Origin of the sequence: Pseudomonas sp. PLMAX (genome assembly GCF_046042685.1) — a bacterium.
GTDB lineage: Bacteria > Pseudomonadota > Gammaproteobacteria > Pseudomonadales > Pseudomonadaceae > Aquipseudomonas > Aquipseudomonas putida_AE.
The window spans coordinates 3,682,188-3,698,297 of sequence record NZ_CP064949.1; the positions used below are offsets into that span (position 1 = coordinate 3,682,188).

Sequence of the window (16,110 nt, forward strand, 5' to 3'; positions counted from 1 at the left end):
CCTCAGGTGCGCTGCAGAATGGTTACCGATACAGAGCGGCCAAGCGCCGCGCTGTGTTGCAGTGCCGTGCGGGCACCGTTCAATTGCCCGGCCGGGGCCGTACCACGCAGTTGCCAGACCAACTCGGCAATCTGTGCCAGCCCCGTTGCACCGGGTGCATGACCGCGACCGAGCAGCCCCCCCGAGGGGCAGACAGCAATCTGTGCGCCGCGGGCGTTGCGGCGTTCGTGCACGAATGTGTCGATCTGGTCTTCCTCGCACAAACCCAGAGCGGCGCTGCACACCATGAAGTCGCCGACACTCTGATCGTGCAACTCGACCACTTCGATTTCGTCGGCGCCTAGCCCGGCGCGCTCGTAGGCTTGTTGGGCGACGCGACGAGTTGCGGCACGGCCCAGCACATCAAGCACATTTGCGGACTCCTGTTCGCAAGCGGTATCACTGCTACGCACACTGGCCAGGACCGCAATTCCGCCACGGGCGCCATAACGCGCAATGAATGCCGGAGTACAGAGCAAGACCGCCGCCGCCCCGCAAGCCGGTGGGCAGAGATAGGGCGCCAGCCAGTCATCGCGATCCGACGAGCGATTTGTTACAGCAAAGGGATTGCACCGTGCCTGCGCCCTGGCATGACTGATCACCCGCTCGAAGCTACTTTCGGCTATCGCCATTCGGGTCAACAGCCAGCTTGTCTGGGCGGCGAATAACGCGGCCGGATGCTGGCGGCGCTCGAGAAATGCCGTTGGACGGCTTGCGTAGTCGGCGCTGCCCCAGTCCTGCACGGACATTTCGTCCAGGCCGAAGAAGGCCCGATTGGAGATTCCCACTGGCATGCGCTCGAACCCCAAGGCCAGTGCGCATTCGACCTCACCGGACAACACGCTGTTACGGGCCAGTTGGAATGCGCTGCTGGCGGATACGCAGCCATCGCTGATAGAGAAAATCGGAATGCCGGTGAGGCCGATTTGCGCCAGCACTTGCTCTGCGCTGCCGGCCTCGTTGTGCACACAAGAACAGAACACCTGGTCGACCAGATCGAAGTCGATGCGCGCGTCTTCGAGCACCGAGCGAATCGCCCGGCCTGCAAGCGATGCGGCGCTATCGCGAGCGCTCAACGGGACGAACGGGGCCATGCCCACCCCCGCAACCAGCACTCTTTGACTCATAGCCTGCTCCTCGATAGCCGGAACGCGCCGGCAAGTCTTTTGTCGATAGATGTTGTGACGCATCGCTACACCAGACGGGATAACCCCATCGGGAGCAGAACCTCACAACCTGGAACTCAGACTATTGCGTCACTGACAGCCAGCCGCCCCCATCGAAGAGGGGGGCATGGATTCAGGTGGGGGGTTTTTTGAGAGGAGGGAGTTGTAGAAAGGGTGATGGCTGGGTGTTATCCAGCCGACTCGAGGATACCCAGCATGTAAGCGCGGTCCACGACATGCTTGCGAGTGCCTGCCTGGAATTTTCCAAAGAGGTTTTTCAAGTGCCACTTCACGGTTTCTTCACCGACATGCAACGCCTGGGCAATCTGCTTGTTCGACAGGTTGCGTGCGAGCAGCTGCAAGACTTCTCGCTCCTTGGGTGTAAGCAGGCGGCTGGGTGAAACAGAGCTTGGTGGGGGCTCTGGGCGCACTACCGGACCTGCGTGAAGCGAGGCCTGCATTGCCGGTCTGGTCGTTTCGCTTGTGACCATTTTCGACCACTTGACCAGTTCGGGATGGGTGTCCTGAACAATGCGCTGCAGGCCATATTCCTCGGCCAGACTGATGGCTTCCAACAAGCAGGAAAGTCCGTCCCCTCCTGATTCTCTGAGTGCCAGTGCCTTGAGCAGTTTGATCTGAACGATCTCACGACCACGCCGCAGGCTCTCGGCAGTCTTGTTAACATTGGACAGTGCATCGAGTAAGGTCTGCCAGTCGCGCTGCACAAGAGCGACATAGGCACCGGCCAGTTTGACTACCAAACCAAGCTCCGGCCCAAGCAAACCGCGTTGTTCACGGGCAACGTCCGGGACTGACTCGTCCAAACGTCGCCACAGAGCCTGACAGGTATCGACCCGGCCTTGCAGAGCGTGCATTCGAATCTGCTCACCCAGCGCCACCAGGCAGAAGCGGACAATGCCACGGTCCTCGCCGAGCGCGAACAGAGCGTCCAGCAAGTCTTCGCCACGATGAGGCTGGCTTTGCAGCACAGCCAGGCGCGCGGCAGTGAGAAAGCCCATCTCGATCGCATCCGGCGAAGCCAGCCGCTCGACGATATCCAGCCGGTTGGCCAGCACGGTCGCGGCCTCCTGAATTTCGTCGTGTTCGAGCAGCGCAGTGGCCAGACTGGTGGCCAGCGCAACCGCCACAGGGCTACGTCGACCGATGTCCTGCTCGGCACACAACAAGCTATTTCGCAGCGCGCTTATGGCTCGCAAGATGCGCCCTTCGCTCAGGTAGCTCATGCCCACCACCCATTCACCGAACCCGCGAATGGCATCGAGCCCTGGGGTCCAATCGTAGTGTGGCGCCCGCTGGACGATGCGCCGGGCTTTCTCCGGATGCCCTTGGAACAGCATCAGCCGGGCGATTTGATTGGCGATGATGGCTTGCAGTTTGATCGACACGGACCGCGGTGCCTCAACCCAAGGCCCTATGATGGCCAATATCTCATCGGGGCGGTCGGCAAAGTACGCCGCAGCGCCCGCTATCGCTGCAGCTTCGCAATGCGTTTCCGCATCGGCGGTCGGATCCTGCTGGAGATGTGCGATCAGCTTCGCCGCTTCGACATGTCGGTCGCTCATAGCCAGTGACCAGGCCGCAGCCAGACACATGCGCGGGCGGGATTCCACTTCTTGCGCCGGGAGCTTCTCGACCCACTCCAACACCCGGCTGAATTGGCCACGCAACATGATCTCGTACAGGCATTGTTCGACCATCTCGTAGGTCTGAGTGGTATGTCCGGCCAACAGGTATTGTCGCGCCGCTTCTTCGAACAACGCATGTTCCTCCAGCCAGATTGCAGCTCGCTCATGGAAAGTCTGGCGCTGCATCAGGGACAAATCGGAAAACCGCCCGAGGAGGAACTCTCTGGCCAAAGGATGAATACGCACCCATTCGCTGTTGACGCTTTCAACGAAAATTGGCGTCGAACCGCAAAGCTCGAGCAGCGTTTCGCCTGCCCGCTCATTGTGTGTGAGCGCAATGCAGAGAGAAGGATTAACCATCTCCAACAGGGCGATGCATGTGAGGAAGTCAACCTGTTCGACAGGCAGACGGACGACCAGGCTATCAACGAAATAACGCTGGATATCGCCCGAGCAGGCCGACAATTGTTCGACGGCCGCGCCCAGGTTTGGGCTTTTCTCGATCGCAGCAATCGCCAGCTGCAGCCCCAGTGGCCAGCCTTCGGTGATTTCCTGCAAGCGTACACAGAGGTCCGGGTCGATGCGCGCACCGAAACGGTTGCTGAGAATAGTCACGGTTTCCTCGGTACGAAAACGCAGCAAATCGGCCGCTATCGCGACGTACAAACCCCGTGCAAGCAGGTCTGCCACCTGCAGGCTCAAGCGACTGCGCGAGGCCATGATAATGCGCAAATTAGCCGGGGCGTTGTGCAGCAGGTAGGCCAGTGATTGACGAACGGTTACCTCGGGCAGTGCATCCGCCTCGTCGAGCATCAATATGGTTTCACTGCCAAGGTCGGCGACTTCCGCCAGCCAGCCCGTCAATCCTTCCAGCTCATCCCGGCCCGGCATGCGTTCGAAAGAACCGGCGAAAGATTGGCGGCCACTGCCGATGGCCATGGCTGCCATCAGCCCCTGGACAAAGCGGGTACCATCGTCATGACTGTCCAGCGTCAACCAGGCGACCACCGCCCCCCGCGAAAGGAACTCCCTGCGCCACTGGGTCAGCAGAAACGTTTTGCCGAATCCGGCCGGGGCATGGACCGCAATCGCCACCTTGTCCGAAAGCTCTGGGCCGCCAATGCTGAGTCGCTCACGCACCTGTGCAGTTTTCGGGCTTCGAGGTGGGGTGGTCTTGAGGACTAGCTCGGGCTCTATGCGATCCATATTGGCAATTCCTCTCTGCAGCCCAGCCCACTGCGAGACAGAGACGGGGAAGCGATGGCTACTGGCATCAATGCCTTCTCAGAGTGCTCTTGCATAGGTCATGAAAGAGGCATAGGCATTTTGCCGCTCTAACCAATGTAGTAGGTCGCAAGCGCGACGACTACTTCACTCCCCGCTTAACTCTCCTCTGCTAAACGATAGTCCCGGAACTGCTCGCGCAATTTCATTTTTTGCAGTTTTCCGGTTGCCGTGTGCGGCAATTCGCTAACGTAGGCGACATCCGAAGGCAACCACCACTTTGCCACCCGGGTTTCAAGGAAGTTCAGCAGCTCTTCCTTGCAGGCTACCTTGCCGGGTTTTAGCACCACTATCAGTAGTGGCCGCTCCTGCCATTTAGCATGGGGAATACCGATAACGGCCGCCTCGGCCACCGCTGGGTGACCGACGGCGGCGTTCTCCAGGTCGATCGAGGAAATCCACTCGCCACCGGACTTGATGACATCCTTGGCCCGATCGGTGATCTGCATGTAGCCATCTGGATCGATAGTGGCGATATCACCGGTATCGAGCCAACCGGCGTCATCGAGGATTGGCCCGCCCTCGCCCCGGAAATACTCGCTGGCGATCCAGGGGCCCTTGACTAGCAGATGACCGGAGGCCTTGCCGTCACGGGATAATTCGACGCCTTCTTCATCGACGATCTTCATGGAAACACCGAACATCGCCCGCCCCTGTTTGGCCTGCAGGTCAAGCCGTTCGGCCAGCGAAGCATCGCGGTGTCTGGGCAGCAGGTTGCAGACGGTGCCGAGTGGCGACATCTCGGTCATGCCCCAGGCTTGCATTACGCGCGCACCAAAACGGAGTTCGAAGAACTCGATCTGAGCTCTTGGTACTGCCGATCCGCCGATCACGACGCGGTTCAGGCAGAGGTCGGTCGCGGGGTCCAAACCACGGGTCTCGACGTGCTGCTGTAACATCATCCATACCGTGGGCACGCCCAGCGCCAGGGTCACCTGCTCGGTCCGCATCAGCTCGTAGATACTCTCACCATCCAGCGCCGGCCCTGGCAGAACCAGCTTGGCACCGCTCATAGCCCCGGCATAAGGCATGCCCCAAGCGTTGACGTGGAACATCGGCACGACCAACAGGGCTGAGTCCGCCACCGACAGACCAAAGCCGTCCTGAGTACACAGTGCCAGAGAGTGCAAAATTGAGGATCGATGCGAGTACAGCACGCCCTTTGGATTACCCGTCGTGCCCGAGGTGTAGCACAGTGACGAGGCCGTCATTTCATCAAGCACTGGCCAAGAGAACTCGCTACTCTGGCCCTGGATCAAGTCCTCGTAGCACAGCAGGTTGGGCACCTCGATAGCCGGCATCCGGCTGCGATCGGTCAGGGCAATGAACGCTTTGACGGTCTTCATCTTCGGCGCAATCTGCTCGACCAGCGAGGCGAACGACAGGTCGAAAAACAGATACTGGTCTTCAGCGTGGTTGGCGATGAATTCCACCTGTTCCGGGAACAAACGCGGGTTGATGGTATGCAGAACGGCGCCCATGCCCGACACACCGAAATACATCTCCATATGGCGATAACCGTTCCAGGCCAGGGTACCGATCCGCTCGCCTGGCTGTAGGCCAAGCGTGGTCAGGGCATTGGCTAGCTGTTTGGCACGCCGGCCAATATCCGTGTAGGAACAGTTATGCATCGGCCCTTCGACCGTGCGCGAAGCAATTTCGCTGTGCGGATGAGCCCTGAGCGCATGCTCAAGAACCGATGAAATCAGCAGTGGTTGATCCTGCATCAAGCCCAGCATGGCTTTGTGCTCCAGTCATATTGTTGTTTGAGTGCAGCCAGACGGCATGACGTGTTCGCCAAAACCGCATCGCTTGTGGACCGGGTAAGAATAGGGGCTCGCCCCCATGGTTTTACCCCCAGTGACGAGGGGGTAGATGCAATTTGGTGACGGCTGGAATCGCCCCCCTCACCAAGAGGGGGGTATTTATTGCAAGGGCGTCCACTATGGGGGTAGCACTCAAACACCCCCTAAGGCGCACAGCTAGTCGGCAGTCATGATCTGCTTGTGAAAAAATCACAAAAGGTATTACCCCTGGAGAGGTAGTACCGGACGAACGCCGATGCTGTGCCACCTGTATGACTACGAGGTATACACATGGCTGAATACAAAGCGCCCCTGCGCGATATGCGCTTCGTCCTCAATGAAGTATTCGAGGTCGCCAAACTCTGGGCCGAGCTGCCAGCATTGGCCGAGACCATTGATGCTGAAACGGTCGAAGCCATTCTCGAAGAAGCCGGCAAGGTCACCAGCAAAAGCATCGCACCCCTCAGCCGTGCCGCTGACGAAGAAGGCTGCCACTGGGCGGACGGTGCCGTCACCACGCCGGCAGGTTTCCCACAGGCTTACCAGACCTACGCTGAAGGCGGTTGGGTCGGTGTCGGTGGCGATCCGACCTACGGCGGCATGGGCATGCCCAAGGCCGTTTCGGCCCAGGTCGAAGAAATGGTCAACTCGGCCAGCCTGTCGTTCGGTCTGTACCCGATGCTGACTGCGGGTGCCTGCCTGTCGATCAACGCCCACGCCAGTGAAGAGCTGAAAGCCGCCTACCTGCCGAACATGTACGCCGGCGTCTGGGCCGGTTCCATGTGCCTGACCGAACCGCATGCCGGCACTGATCTTGGGATCATCCGCACCAAGGCCGAGCCTCAGGCCGACGGTTCCTATAAGGTCAGCGGCACCAAGATCTTCATCACCGGCGGCGAACACGACCTGACCGAAAACATCATCCACCTGGTGTTGGCCAAACTGCCGGACGCACCGGCCGGACCGAAAGGCATTTCGCTGTTCCTGGTGCCCAAGTTCATGGTCAATGCCGACGGCAGCCTGGGCGCGCGCAATCCGGCCAACTGCGGCTCGATCGAACACAAGATGGGCATCCAGGCCTCCGCGACCTGCGTGATGAACTTCGACGAAGCCGTGGGCTATCTGGTCGGCGAGCCGAACAAAGGCCTGGCGGCGATGTTCACCATGATGAACTATGAGCGTCTGGGCGTCGGCATCCAGGGCCTGGCCACCGGCGAGCGCTCGTATCAGAACGCCGTCGAGTACGCCCGTGATCGTCTGCAGAGCCGTTCGCCAACCGGCGCGCAGAACAAGGACAAAGTGGCTGACCCGATCATCGTTCACCCGGACGTGCGTCGCATGCTGCTGACCATGAAAGCCGCGAACGAAGGCGGTCGCGCCTTCTCCACCTACGTCGCCATGCAACTGGACACCGCCAAGTTCAGCGAAGACGCCACCACCCGCAAACGCGCGGAAGACCTGGTGGCCTTGCTGACCCCGGTGGCCAAGGCGTTCCTCACCGATCTCGGTCTGGAGACCACGGTTCACGGCCAGCAGGTGTTCGGCGGCCACGGTTACATCCGCGAGTGGGGCCAGGAGCAACTGGTGCGCGACGTGCGCATCACCCAGATCTACGAAGGCACCAACGGCATCCAGGCGCTGGACCTGGTCGGGCGCAAGATCGTCGGCACGGGCGGTGCGTTCTACAACCTGTTCGCCGACGAGATTCGTCACTTCACCGCCACCGCCAGTGCGGACCTGGCGGAGTTCACCAAGCCACTGAACGATGCGGTGACCACACTCGACGAATTGACCTCATGGCTGCTGGATCGGGCGAAAAACAACCCGAATGAAATCGGCGCGGCGTCGGTCGAGTATCTGCAAACCTTTGGTTACGTCGCTTACGCCTACATGTGGGCGTTGATGGCCAAGGCCGCCCTGGGCAAAGAAACCCAGGACGATTTCTACGCCAGCAAACTGGGCACCGCACGCTTCTATTTCGCCCGCTTGCTGCCGCGTATTCACTCGTTGAGCACATCGGTGAAGGCCGGTAGCAAGTCATTGTTCCTGCTGGATGCTGCGCAGTTCTAGACACTGGGCATGATCTCGACACCCAAAGTTTAGAAAATATCGACTCACCAGGAGGCTGCGTATCGATGATCGCCCTGTATCACTGCATGAGCGCACGTTCATTTCGTCCGCTGTGGATGCTGGAAGAATTGCAGGTTGCTTATGAACTGAAAATGCTGCCGTTCCCGCCCCGTGCTCATGCACGGGAGTACCTGGAAATCAATCCGTTGGGGACGGTGCCGGCGCTGATTGACGGTCAACTTCTGATGACCGAATCATCGGCCATGTGTGAATACCTTGCCGTGCGCCATAGCCCGGCAGACCTGCACGTTTCGACTAATGAACCGGACTTTGGGTTGTATCTGAACTGGTTACATTTTGGCGAAGCAACCCTCACCTTTCCGCAAACGCTTGTATTGCGCTACGACCGCTTTGAAACACCGCCACGTCGTATCCCTCAGGTAGCGGAAGATTACACACGCTGGTTTCTTGGCAGGCTCAGAGCCATCGACTCGGCGCTGGCCGGACGCACCTACCTCTGCCAGGAGCGATTCACTGCTGCAGACATATCGGTCGGCTATGCCCTGATGCTGGCCTCGTTCATTGGCCTGAATGAGCAGTTTCCAGAACGGGTTCAACAGTACTGGACTCGATTACAACACAGACCCGGTTATGAGAAGGCCTTGGCAGCGCAGTACCAAGCAGCAAAAGATCAGGGTGTGCCTGATACTCACTCCCCGCTGGTAGGTACATGATGCACCCGTCAAGAACCCTTCCCCCCACCGTGAGCAGGTTCAAAATACCCATCCCCTGTCAGCAATCGAACGAGACAGCCGGCACTGGTTCGGTGAGATGCCCTATTTGAACATGCGAGGGTCGTACATGAAGTCAAACACATCGACCACCTTGATCTGGCTGACCGCCGGATGATTGGGGTTGATCACCACATTACGCTCCAGCACCAACACTGCCGACGGCACGATCAAGCCAAGGTGAGTGTTAGCCTTCAGCCAGGTAGTGCCGAAGTCCATGCCTGGACGGTCAGCGGGAAGACTCGCCCAGCCTTCAGGCAAGGTTTTTGGATCAGGCTCCCAGTAAAGCGCGGCATCGGCGGGCAGCTCGAAGCAGGTGATCTTCATCGGGAAAGTAGGCTCGCCCCCCGCATGGACGAATGTTTCAAGGCAGCAGATAGCCGGTGTCAGTCCCATGTACACAGCTGGTACATCCTGATCGTTCCAACGCCCTCCTTCGATGGCAGCTCCCATACCTGATAGATCGGTCGCACGTTTCGCTTTCGCGATTCGCCAAGCCCGCATCAGGCTGCACCACCCCATTCTAGGGCATGCAAGACACGGCGAACCTGCCTGGCGCCTATCTCGGTTTCGCAGAGCATGATCGGTGCGGCACCGCCGAGCGCTTTATTGGCAGTCGACATCCATTGAGCCGCTTTCTCCTGGCTCTCAAAGACCTCCTCGGCCAGGTGACCCACTGTGGCGATCCGATCCAAGCGTTCGGAGGCAACGGAATCCAGGTTCTTGTGCTCACGCCGACGTCTTTCCAGTGTCGAGAAGGAGGCATTGAGCAGCGTTTCCAGATTGCGCTCATGGAGGTCGAAGGTCTGCCTGACCGCGTAAACGAGATAGGCGGGAAATCCCTCCCTGATCTGATTCAGCCGCTCGGAGTCCTTGAGAAACTCGCGGGCGGAACTGAATCGCCAAAAGGCCGCAATTCCGGCTTCACGAGGCTCTTCTTTGGTTTTGGTCGGACGCGGAGCAACCGTTGAAGCGCTCATCATCACTACCTCCAAATGAATAATTTTTTCAGTCAAATGAACTATACGCCATTTGCTTTCCACAAGGTACTGCCAATGAGCGGCAACTCATGAGGCCTGGTGCTGTGGGGTGCTCAGTCTGCCGGTGATTCGCATACTGCCAGTGCTCATCAGGCTGGCGGGAACCCGTTTCGATCCGAAACCCCGTCGTGTTCCCTGACTCGAACTGGAACAACCGGATTCAAATTTGCAGCGTCCCCCTGACCAAGGCTTCAAGCTTGGGCAAAATACTCGCTTCGTCATTGCCCAGAATGGCAATCGAAGCACCGCGCAAGCCTGCCGCCGAAGTGGCAGCTGCGTCACCGGCCAACGCCACCGGGCACGCGACGCCCATTTGAAGGGCGCGCAGGCGCTGGTGCGCATCGGCCTGCAGAGGCGCCTGGACCCACAGCACCAGCGCGGCGGGCTTCATCGCTTTACACAGCAACGGCAGTTCTTCCAGGGGCTGGCCCGGGCCCAGCACCTCGATGCGCAGCTGGTCATTGCTCATCAACACACCGGCACACAACAGCTCCAGTTCGTGTGCATGACCCGAGCCGTCTGCCAGCAGCACGCACGCACCCTTGCCCGGGTTCATCTGCAGTCGCAATAACAGCCGCGCACGCAGGAAGGCGTCCAGGAACAGCCACTGGCTGCGGCGGCCGAAAGCATTGCCGGCTGCCAGTCTGCGCCAGACCGGCAGCAGGATAGTCTCCAGCACCGTAGCCTTCGGGTAGAGGGTGAGCAGTTGCCCGTGAAGACGCTCCAGCTCGGCGCCATCAAACGCCTGGGTGGCGCGATGAATTGCCTCTTGCCATTGGACCAGGGGCGCTTCGACCGAGCCTGATCCAGCGATACCGGGGGTGTCCTGCTGGCGCACGAGCAAAGCGCCTATCTTGCTGATCGGCAGGCCCCGGCTCGTCCAGAGCATGATACTGCGGATATGTTCGACGTCCTGTTGTGAATACAGGCGATGACCGCCCACCGTGCGTACTGGTCGAATCAGCCCGTGGCGGCGCTCCCAGGCCCGCAGGGTGATCGGGTTGACGCCGGTCAGGCTGGCGACTTCGCGCATGGGGAGCAAGACGTCGTCGGAGGCGGATTCGCTGGGCTCGGTCATTGAAAGGGGGTGCCTGCTGAGTGTGTCGGCATTCTAAACCAGGCCCGGCACTTTTAAACCAGCCTCCATCGAAGACCGGCTCCTGCGCCCTGCCATCTAGGCATCGCTGTCGCTGACGACTACGCTGTGGGGCAAACCCACGAACCACCGCGAGCCCAGACCATGATCGACGCCAAACTCCTGCAACTGATGGTCGAAGCCTCCAATGACGGCATCGTCGTGGCCGAGCAGGAAGGCGATGACAGCATCCTCATCTATGCCAACCCTGCCTTCGAGCGCCTGACCGGCTACAGTGCCGACGACATTCTCTACCAGGATTGCCGGTTCCTGCAGGCCGACGATCATGCCCAGGCAGGCCTTGCGGTCATCCGCGATGCCATCCGCCTCGGTCAGCCCTGCCGCCAGGTGCTGCGTAACTATCACAAGGATGGCAGCCTGTTCTGGAACGAGCTGTCGATCACCCCCGTGCACAATGAAGCCGACCAGTTGACCTACTACATCGGCATACAGCACGACGTCAGCGACAAGATGGCCGCCCTGGAAAAAATCCAGGCACTGGAGAACGAAGTGGCCGATCTTCGCCGTCAACTGGCGAGGCTCGGTGGCTGACACCAGTTACACCACGACCGCCACAAAAAGTGTACAAGCATATTGACTTGTACAATTTTCGCCCTAGGCTACAGATAAACCTGTACAGTTTTGTCGACTTGTACAATTTTGCCTGGAGCCTGTCATGTCTGCCTATCTCCGCCATTTCGCTGACACGTTCGCCACGCTGAACGCTGATAGCCTGCACAGGCTGGGCGAGCTCTACAGCAACGACGTGCAGTTTCGTGATCCCCTGCATCAGGTGGATGGCTTGCCGGCACTGCGCGGTTACTTTGAAAAGTTGTACAGCAACGTCGAGGATATTCGCTACGACATCCTTGACGTGGATGAAACCGCGCCTGGCCACGGTTACCTTCGCTGGAACCTGCACTTTCGTCATCCACGCCTGTCCCGCGGCCGGCCGATCCGCCTGCAAGGGTGCAGCCACCTGAGCTGGGCACAACAGGTCTACCTGCACCACGACTACTTCGATGCCGGCGCCCTGCTCTACGAGCACGTCCCGCTGCTTGGCGGGGTGATCGGCTGGATCAAGGGCAGGCTGGCATGAGCCGCTGCTGGCTGACCGGCGCCAGCAGCGGCCTCGGTGCTGCCCTGGCCGAACGCCTTCTGGATCAAGGCCATGAGGTGGCCTTGGGTGGCCGGCGCGCGGAAGCACTGATGCCGCTGATGCTGCGCTACCCCGGGGCCCTGCTCGCCACAGGCGATGTGACTGAGCCACGCCAGGTCGAGGCGATTTGCGAGAATATCGAGCAGGCGTGGGGCGCGCTGGACCTGGTGATCCTGAATGCCGGCACCTGCGAGTACCTGGTGCCCGGCGGGTTCGAGGCCGAGACCGTCGAGCGTGTGATACGCACCAACCTGCTGGGGGTCAGCTACTGCCTGCAGGCGGCCCTTCCCCTGCTGCGCCGCGGACATCGACCCCACCTGGTCGTGATCGGTAGCTCGGTGACCTGGCTGGCGCTGCCGCGGGCGGGAGCCTATGGCGCGTCCAAGGCGGCCCTGAGGTATCTGGTCGAGTCCCTGCGCCTGGATCTACACGCCGAAGGCATCGATGTAACGCTGGTCAGCCCGGGCTTCATCGACACCCCGCTGACCCGGCGCAACACCTTTGCCATGCCACAAATCTGGAGCGCCGACCGTGCCGCGCGGCATGTGATCGCGCGCCTGACGCGCCGTCCGCTGGAGATCAACTTTCCACGGCTTTTCACTCTCGTCCTGCGCCTGCTCGGCGCCCTGCCAGCGCGTTGGCGCCTGGCCCTGGGCCGTCGCCTGGCGCGAACCGAACAGGAATAGCGGCACATGCGCATCGCCATCATCGGTAGCGGGATCTCTGGGCTGACCTGTGCCTATCTGCTGTCACGTCGTCATGAGGTGACTGTGTTTGAAGCGGCTGACTGGATTGGCGGTCATACCCATACGGTCGACGTCCAATGGCAGGGACAGCGTTATGCCGTGGACACCGGTTTCATCGTCTTCAACGACTGGACCTACCCCAATTTCATTCGCTTGCTGAATCACCTCGGCGTCGCCTCGCGCCCCACCGAGATGAGCTTTTCCGTCAACGATCCGCACAGTGGCCTGGAATACAACGGCAACAACCTCGACACCCTCTTCGCCCAGCGCGGCAATCTGCTGTCGCCGGGCTTCTGGGGCATGTTGCGCGATATCCTGCGCTTCAACCGCCAGGCGGTGGCCGACCTGGACGGCCAGCGCATCGAGCCCGGCATGAGTCTGGGCGATTACCTGCACTCGCGAGGCTACGGGCAGCGTTTCATCCATCACTACATCGTGCCCATGGGCTCGGCCATCTGGTCGGTCTCAAGGGCCGACATGCTGCACTTTCCGCTGCACTTCTTCGTGCGGTTCTTTCGTAACCATGGCCTGCTCTCGATCAGCCAGCGGCCTCAGTGGCGAGTGATCGAGGGTGGCTCGCGCAGCTACGTGCAACCGTTGTGCGAGTCCTTCAGCGAGCGCATTCGGCTAAATTGCCCGGTGCTGAGCGTGCGCCGGGACGACAGCGGGGTGACGATCGACAGCGCCGCAGGCCATGAGCGTTTCGACAAGGTGGTGTTCGCCTGCCATAGCGACCAGGCCCTGGTGTTGCTGGAGCAACCGTCGATCGCCGAGCGCGAGGTGCTCGGCGCCCTCGAGTATGCCGACAACGAAGTTCTGCTGCACACCGACACCCGCCTGCTGCCCAGCCGGCGCAAGGCCTGGGCCAGCTGGAACTATCGCCTCGGCGGACCCGCCCACGCCCCGGCGGCCGTGACCTACAACATGAACATCCTGCAGGGCCTCGACGCCCCGGTGACCTTCTGCACAAGCCTCAACCAGGGCGACAGCGTGGCCCCGTCGAAGGTGCTGGCACGCTTCAATTATGCCCATCCCCAATACAGCCTGGCCGCCATGGCAGCCCAGGCGCGCCAGGGTGAGCTGCAGGGAAACCAGCACAGCTACTTCTCCGGTGCTTATTGGGCAAACGGCTTCCATGAGGATGGCGTGGTCAGCGCACTGGACGTCGCCCAAAGCTTCGGGGAGCGACTGTGAACAGCAGCCTTTGCTACGGTTGGGTGAGCCACCGGCGCCTGGCGCCGCGGTTCCATGGCTTCCGCTATCGCAGCGGCATGTTCTACCTGGACCTGGACGAACAGGAACGGCTGCTGGGCCTGTCCCCGCTGCTCGGTGCTTCTCGCCTGGCGCCGTTGTGCTGGCGGGAAACCGACTACCTGCCGGCCTGGACTCGTCGCGGCATGCCCTTGAAGGATGCCGTGCGCGAAGTGGTGGCCAAGGCCCTGGGCCAGGCTCCGGGCGGCGCCATTCATTTGCTGACCCAGCCGCGCAGCTGGGGGATTTCGTTCAATCCGGTCAGTTTCTACTTTTGCCACGACAACGACGGGCTGCTGGCGGCGATTGTGCTGGAGGTGCGTAACACACCCTGGCGTGAGCGCTTTCACTACGTGTTGTCGGTGCTGCCCGGTCAGCCCCGACAGTTCTCGGTCAACAAGGCCTTCCATGTCTCGCCGTTCCTGCCGCTGGACATGCAGTACCACATGCGCTTTGACATTGACGGCGAGCACCTGCGCATCCACATGGAAAACCGCCGCGAAGGGCAAAAAGTCTTTGAGGCCGACCTGGCCCTGCGCCGCCAGCCACTGGATGCCGCCGCACTTCGACGCCACGTATTGGCCTTCCCCTGGATGAGCCTGCGCACCCTCGGCGCCATTTACTGGCAAGCCCTGCGCCTGTTGCTCAAGCGCACCCCGCTCTACACCCACACGCCCTGTCAGAGCAGCGAAACCCCTGTCATCGAGGAGTCCGAGCATGTCCGATCCAACCCTGAGCGTTAGCAAATCCTTTGGCCTGGCGCCGTTGTTCGGTGGCCTGGCCAGGAGCGCCGTGCTCTCGCAACTTCGCCACCTGCGCCAGGGCCGTCTGCGGCTGATCTGCCAAGGGCGGCAGTGGCTGTTCGGCGACATCGGTAGCACTCTGCATGCAGAGGTCGAGATCGTCGACGAGGCCGCCTGGAGCATGGTGGCTGCCAACGGCTCGATCGGTGCCGGCGAAGCCTATACCCACGGCTACTGGCGCAGTCCGGACCTGGCCGCGGTCACCCGCCTGTTCGTCGCCAACCTGGAGGTGCTCGACGCCCTCGAGGGCGGCCTGGCGCGCCTCGGTCGTCCGATCCTGCGCCTGCTGCACGGGTTCAACCGCAACAGCCGGCGTGGTTCGCGACGCAACATCCTGGCCCATTACGATCTGGGCAATGCCTTGTTCGAGCGGCTGCTGGACCCGACCATGATGTACTCCGCTGCAATGTTCGACAGTCAGGAGCAGAGCCTGGAGCAGGCCCAATTGAACAAGCTCGAGCGTATCTGCGCCAAACTCGCGTTGCGCCCCGACGACCATCTGCTCGAGATCGGCACCGGCTGGGGCAGCCTGGCAATCCACGCCGCCACCCGCCATGGGTGTCGGGTGACCACCACCACGTTGTCCGAGGCGCAGTACGCCCATACCCGGCAACGCGTCCAGGCGCTTGGCCTGCAAGAGCGCATTACCGTCCTGCGCGAAGACTACCGCGACCTCGGCGGGCGCTTCGACAAGCTGGTTTCGATCGAGATGATCGAGGCGGTCGGGCACCGCTATCTGCCGCTCTACTTTCGCCGCTGCGCCTCGCTGCTCAAGGACGACGGCTTGATGCTGCTGCAAGCCATCACCATCCGCGACCAGCGTTATGAGCAGGCCCAGCGCTCGGTGGATTTCATCCAGCGCCATATCTTTCCCGGCGGAGCCCTGCCCTCCTTGAGCGTCATGCTGCAGACAGCCAGTCGCCACACCGCATTGAACCTGGTGCACATGGAGGACTTCGGCCTGGACTACGCGCGCACGCTGCAGCACTGGCGCGACAACTTGCGCCAGTCGCGCAGCGCCTTGGTAGAACTGGGGTATGACGACACTTTCCAGCGCCTCTGGGAGTTCTACCTGTGTTATTGCCAGGGCGGTTTCGAGGAGCGCGCCATCGGTGTCGCGCAACTGCTCTGGGCAGCCCCGGCCGCCCGCCGCGCCTCGCTGCCGGCCGCCTGAA

General features: G+C 61.0%; 14 protein-coding genes. 8 read left to right on the forward strand and 6 right to left on the reverse strand.

Going from position 1 to position 16,110, the window contains the following annotated elements:
* Nucleotides 1-2: 2 nt before the first annotated feature.
* The 3 genes from DKB71_RS16925 to DKB71_RS16935 form a co-directional block, all read right to left on the reverse strand.
* Nucleotides 3-1,166: a thiolase C-terminal domain-containing protein gene (locus DKB71_RS16925; protein ID WP_408596040.1), complete on the reverse strand. Its 1,164-nt coding sequence runs from the start codon at nt 1,164-1,166 to the stop codon at nt 3-5.
* Nucleotides 1,167-1,393: 227 nt separating this feature from the next.
* Nucleotides 1,394-4,057 carry a LuxR C-terminal-related transcriptional regulator gene (locus DKB71_RS16930; RefSeq protein WP_408596042.1) on the reverse strand — a complete coding sequence of 888 codons (2,664 nt, stop codon included), beginning with the start codon at nt 4,055-4,057 and terminating at the stop codon, nt 1,394-1,396.
* A gap of 176 nt (nt 4,058-4,233) precedes the next feature.
* Complete coding sequence (locus DKB71_RS16935) at nt 4,234-5,874, reverse strand: 3-(methylthio)propionyl-CoA ligase (protein WP_323625782.1); 1,641 nt, start codon at nt 5,872-5,874, stop codon at nt 4,234-4,236.
* Between the two features lie 357 nt (nt 5,875-6,231).
* Between DKB71_RS16935 and DKB71_RS16940 the strand changes: the two genes are divergently transcribed.
* Nucleotides 6,232-8,010 (forward strand): acyl-CoA dehydrogenase C-terminal domain-containing protein, encoded by a 1,779-nt coding sequence (locus DKB71_RS16940; protein ID WP_408596044.1) that lies wholly within the window; start codon nt 6,232-6,234, stop codon nt 8,008-8,010.
* A 65-nt stretch (nt 8,011-8,075) separates the two neighbouring features.
* Complete coding sequence (locus DKB71_RS16945; RefSeq protein ID WP_323628715.1) at nt 8,076-8,744, forward strand: glutathione S-transferase family protein; 669 nt, start codon at nt 8,076-8,078, stop codon at nt 8,742-8,744.
* A gap of 102 nt (nt 8,745-8,846) precedes the next feature.
* Here DKB71_RS16945 and DKB71_RS16950 read toward each other — a convergent pair whose 3' ends face one another.
* The 3 genes from DKB71_RS16950 to DKB71_RS16960 form a co-directional block, all read right to left on the reverse strand.
* Nucleotides 8,847-9,305: an RES family NAD+ phosphorylase gene (locus DKB71_RS16950; protein WP_274075189.1), complete on the reverse strand. Its 459-nt coding sequence runs from the start codon at nt 9,303-9,305 to the stop codon at nt 8,847-8,849.
* A complete protein-coding gene (locus DKB71_RS16955) occupies nt 9,305-9,817 on the reverse strand; it encodes an antitoxin Xre/MbcA/ParS toxin-binding domain-containing protein (protein ID WP_408596047.1) in 513 nt (170 codons plus the stop codon). Before DKB71_RS16955 ends, DKB71_RS16950 begins: the two co-directional genes overlap by 1 nt.
* 184 nt (nt 9,818-10,001) lie before the next feature.
* A complete protein-coding gene (locus DKB71_RS16960; protein ID WP_408596049.1) occupies nt 10,002-10,919 on the reverse strand; it encodes a MerR family transcriptional regulator in 918 nt (305 codons plus the stop codon).
* Between the two features lie 162 nt (nt 10,920-11,081).
* On the opposite strand from DKB71_RS16960, the gene DKB71_RS16965 reads away from it, so the two are divergent.
* From DKB71_RS16965 to DKB71_RS16990, 6 genes are all read left to right on the forward strand, one after another.
* On the forward strand, nt 11,082-11,528 hold the full coding sequence (locus DKB71_RS16965) for a PAS domain-containing protein (RefSeq protein ID WP_274075187.1): 447 nt from the start codon (nt 11,082-11,084) through the stop codon (nt 11,526-11,528).
* Between the two features lie 124 nt (nt 11,529-11,652).
* Nucleotides 11,653-12,075, forward strand: a complete 423-nt coding sequence (locus tag DKB71_RS16970; protein WP_408596051.1) for a nuclear transport factor 2 family protein — start codon at nt 11,653-11,655, stop codon at nt 12,073-12,075.
* Nucleotides 12,072-12,821 (forward strand): SDR family NAD(P)-dependent oxidoreductase, encoded by a 750-nt coding sequence (locus tag DKB71_RS16975; RefSeq protein WP_323608628.1) that lies wholly within the window; start codon nt 12,072-12,074, stop codon nt 12,819-12,821. Before DKB71_RS16970 ends, DKB71_RS16975 begins: the two co-directional genes overlap by 4 nt.
* 6 nt (nt 12,822-12,827) lie before the next feature.
* Nucleotides 12,828-14,075: an NAD(P)/FAD-dependent oxidoreductase gene (locus tag DKB71_RS16980; RefSeq protein ID WP_408596054.1), complete on the forward strand. Its 1,248-nt coding sequence runs from the start codon at nt 12,828-12,830 to the stop codon at nt 14,073-14,075.
* Entirely contained in the window at nt 14,072-14,875 is an 804-nt protein-coding gene (locus tag DKB71_RS16985; protein ID WP_408596056.1) for a DUF1365 domain-containing protein, read from the forward strand. Before DKB71_RS16980 ends, DKB71_RS16985 begins: the two co-directional genes overlap by 4 nt.
* Nucleotides 14,850-16,109 carry a class I SAM-dependent methyltransferase gene (locus tag DKB71_RS16990; RefSeq protein WP_406590782.1) on the forward strand — a complete coding sequence of 420 codons (1,260 nt, stop codon included), beginning with the start codon at nt 14,850-14,852 and terminating at the stop codon, nt 16,107-16,109. The genes DKB71_RS16985 and DKB71_RS16990 overlap by 26 nt, the downstream gene beginning before the upstream one ends.
* The last annotated feature ends 1 nt before the right edge of the window (nt 16,110 follow it).

Coding starts and splice junctions, on each gene's coding strand:
- DKB71_RS16925 (WP_408596040.1), bottom strand. CDS start 1,166: ATGAGTCAAAGAGTGCTGGTTGCGGGGGTGGGCATGGCCCCGTTCGTC.
- DKB71_RS16930 (WP_408596042.1), bottom strand. CDS start 4,057: ATGGATCGCATAGAGCCCGAGCTAGTCCTCAAGACCACCCCACCTCGA.
- DKB71_RS16935 (WP_323625782.1), bottom strand. CDS start 5,874: ATGCTGGGCTTGATGCAGGATCAACCACTGCTGATTTCATCGGTTCTT.
- DKB71_RS16940 (WP_408596044.1), top strand. CDS start 6,232: ATGGCTGAATACAAAGCGCCCCTGCGCGATATGCGCTTCGTCCTCAAT.
- DKB71_RS16945 (WP_323628715.1), top strand. CDS start 8,076: ATGATCGCCCTGTATCACTGCATGAGCGCACGTTCATTTCGTCCGCTG.
- DKB71_RS16950 (WP_274075189.1), bottom strand. CDS start 9,305: ATGCGGGCTTGGCGAATCGCGAAAGCGAAACGTGCGACCGATCTATCA.
- DKB71_RS16960 (WP_408596049.1), bottom strand. CDS start 10,919: ATGACCGAGCCCAGCGAATCCGCCTCCGACGACGTCTTGCTCCCCATG.
- DKB71_RS16965 (WP_274075187.1), top strand. CDS start 11,082: ATGATCGACGCCAAACTCCTGCAACTGATGGTCGAAGCCTCCAATGAC.
- DKB71_RS16970 (WP_408596051.1), top strand. CDS start 11,653: ATGTCTGCCTATCTCCGCCATTTCGCTGACACGTTCGCCACGCTGAAC.
- DKB71_RS16975 (WP_323608628.1), top strand. CDS start 12,072: ATGAGCCGCTGCTGGCTGACCGGCGCCAGCAGCGGCCTCGGTGCTGCC.
- DKB71_RS16980 (WP_408596054.1), top strand. CDS start 12,828: ATGCGCATCGCCATCATCGGTAGCGGGATCTCTGGGCTGACCTGTGCC.
- DKB71_RS16990 (WP_406590782.1), top strand. CDS start 14,850: ATGTCCGATCCAACCCTGAGCGTTAGCAAATCCTTTGGCCTGGCGCCG.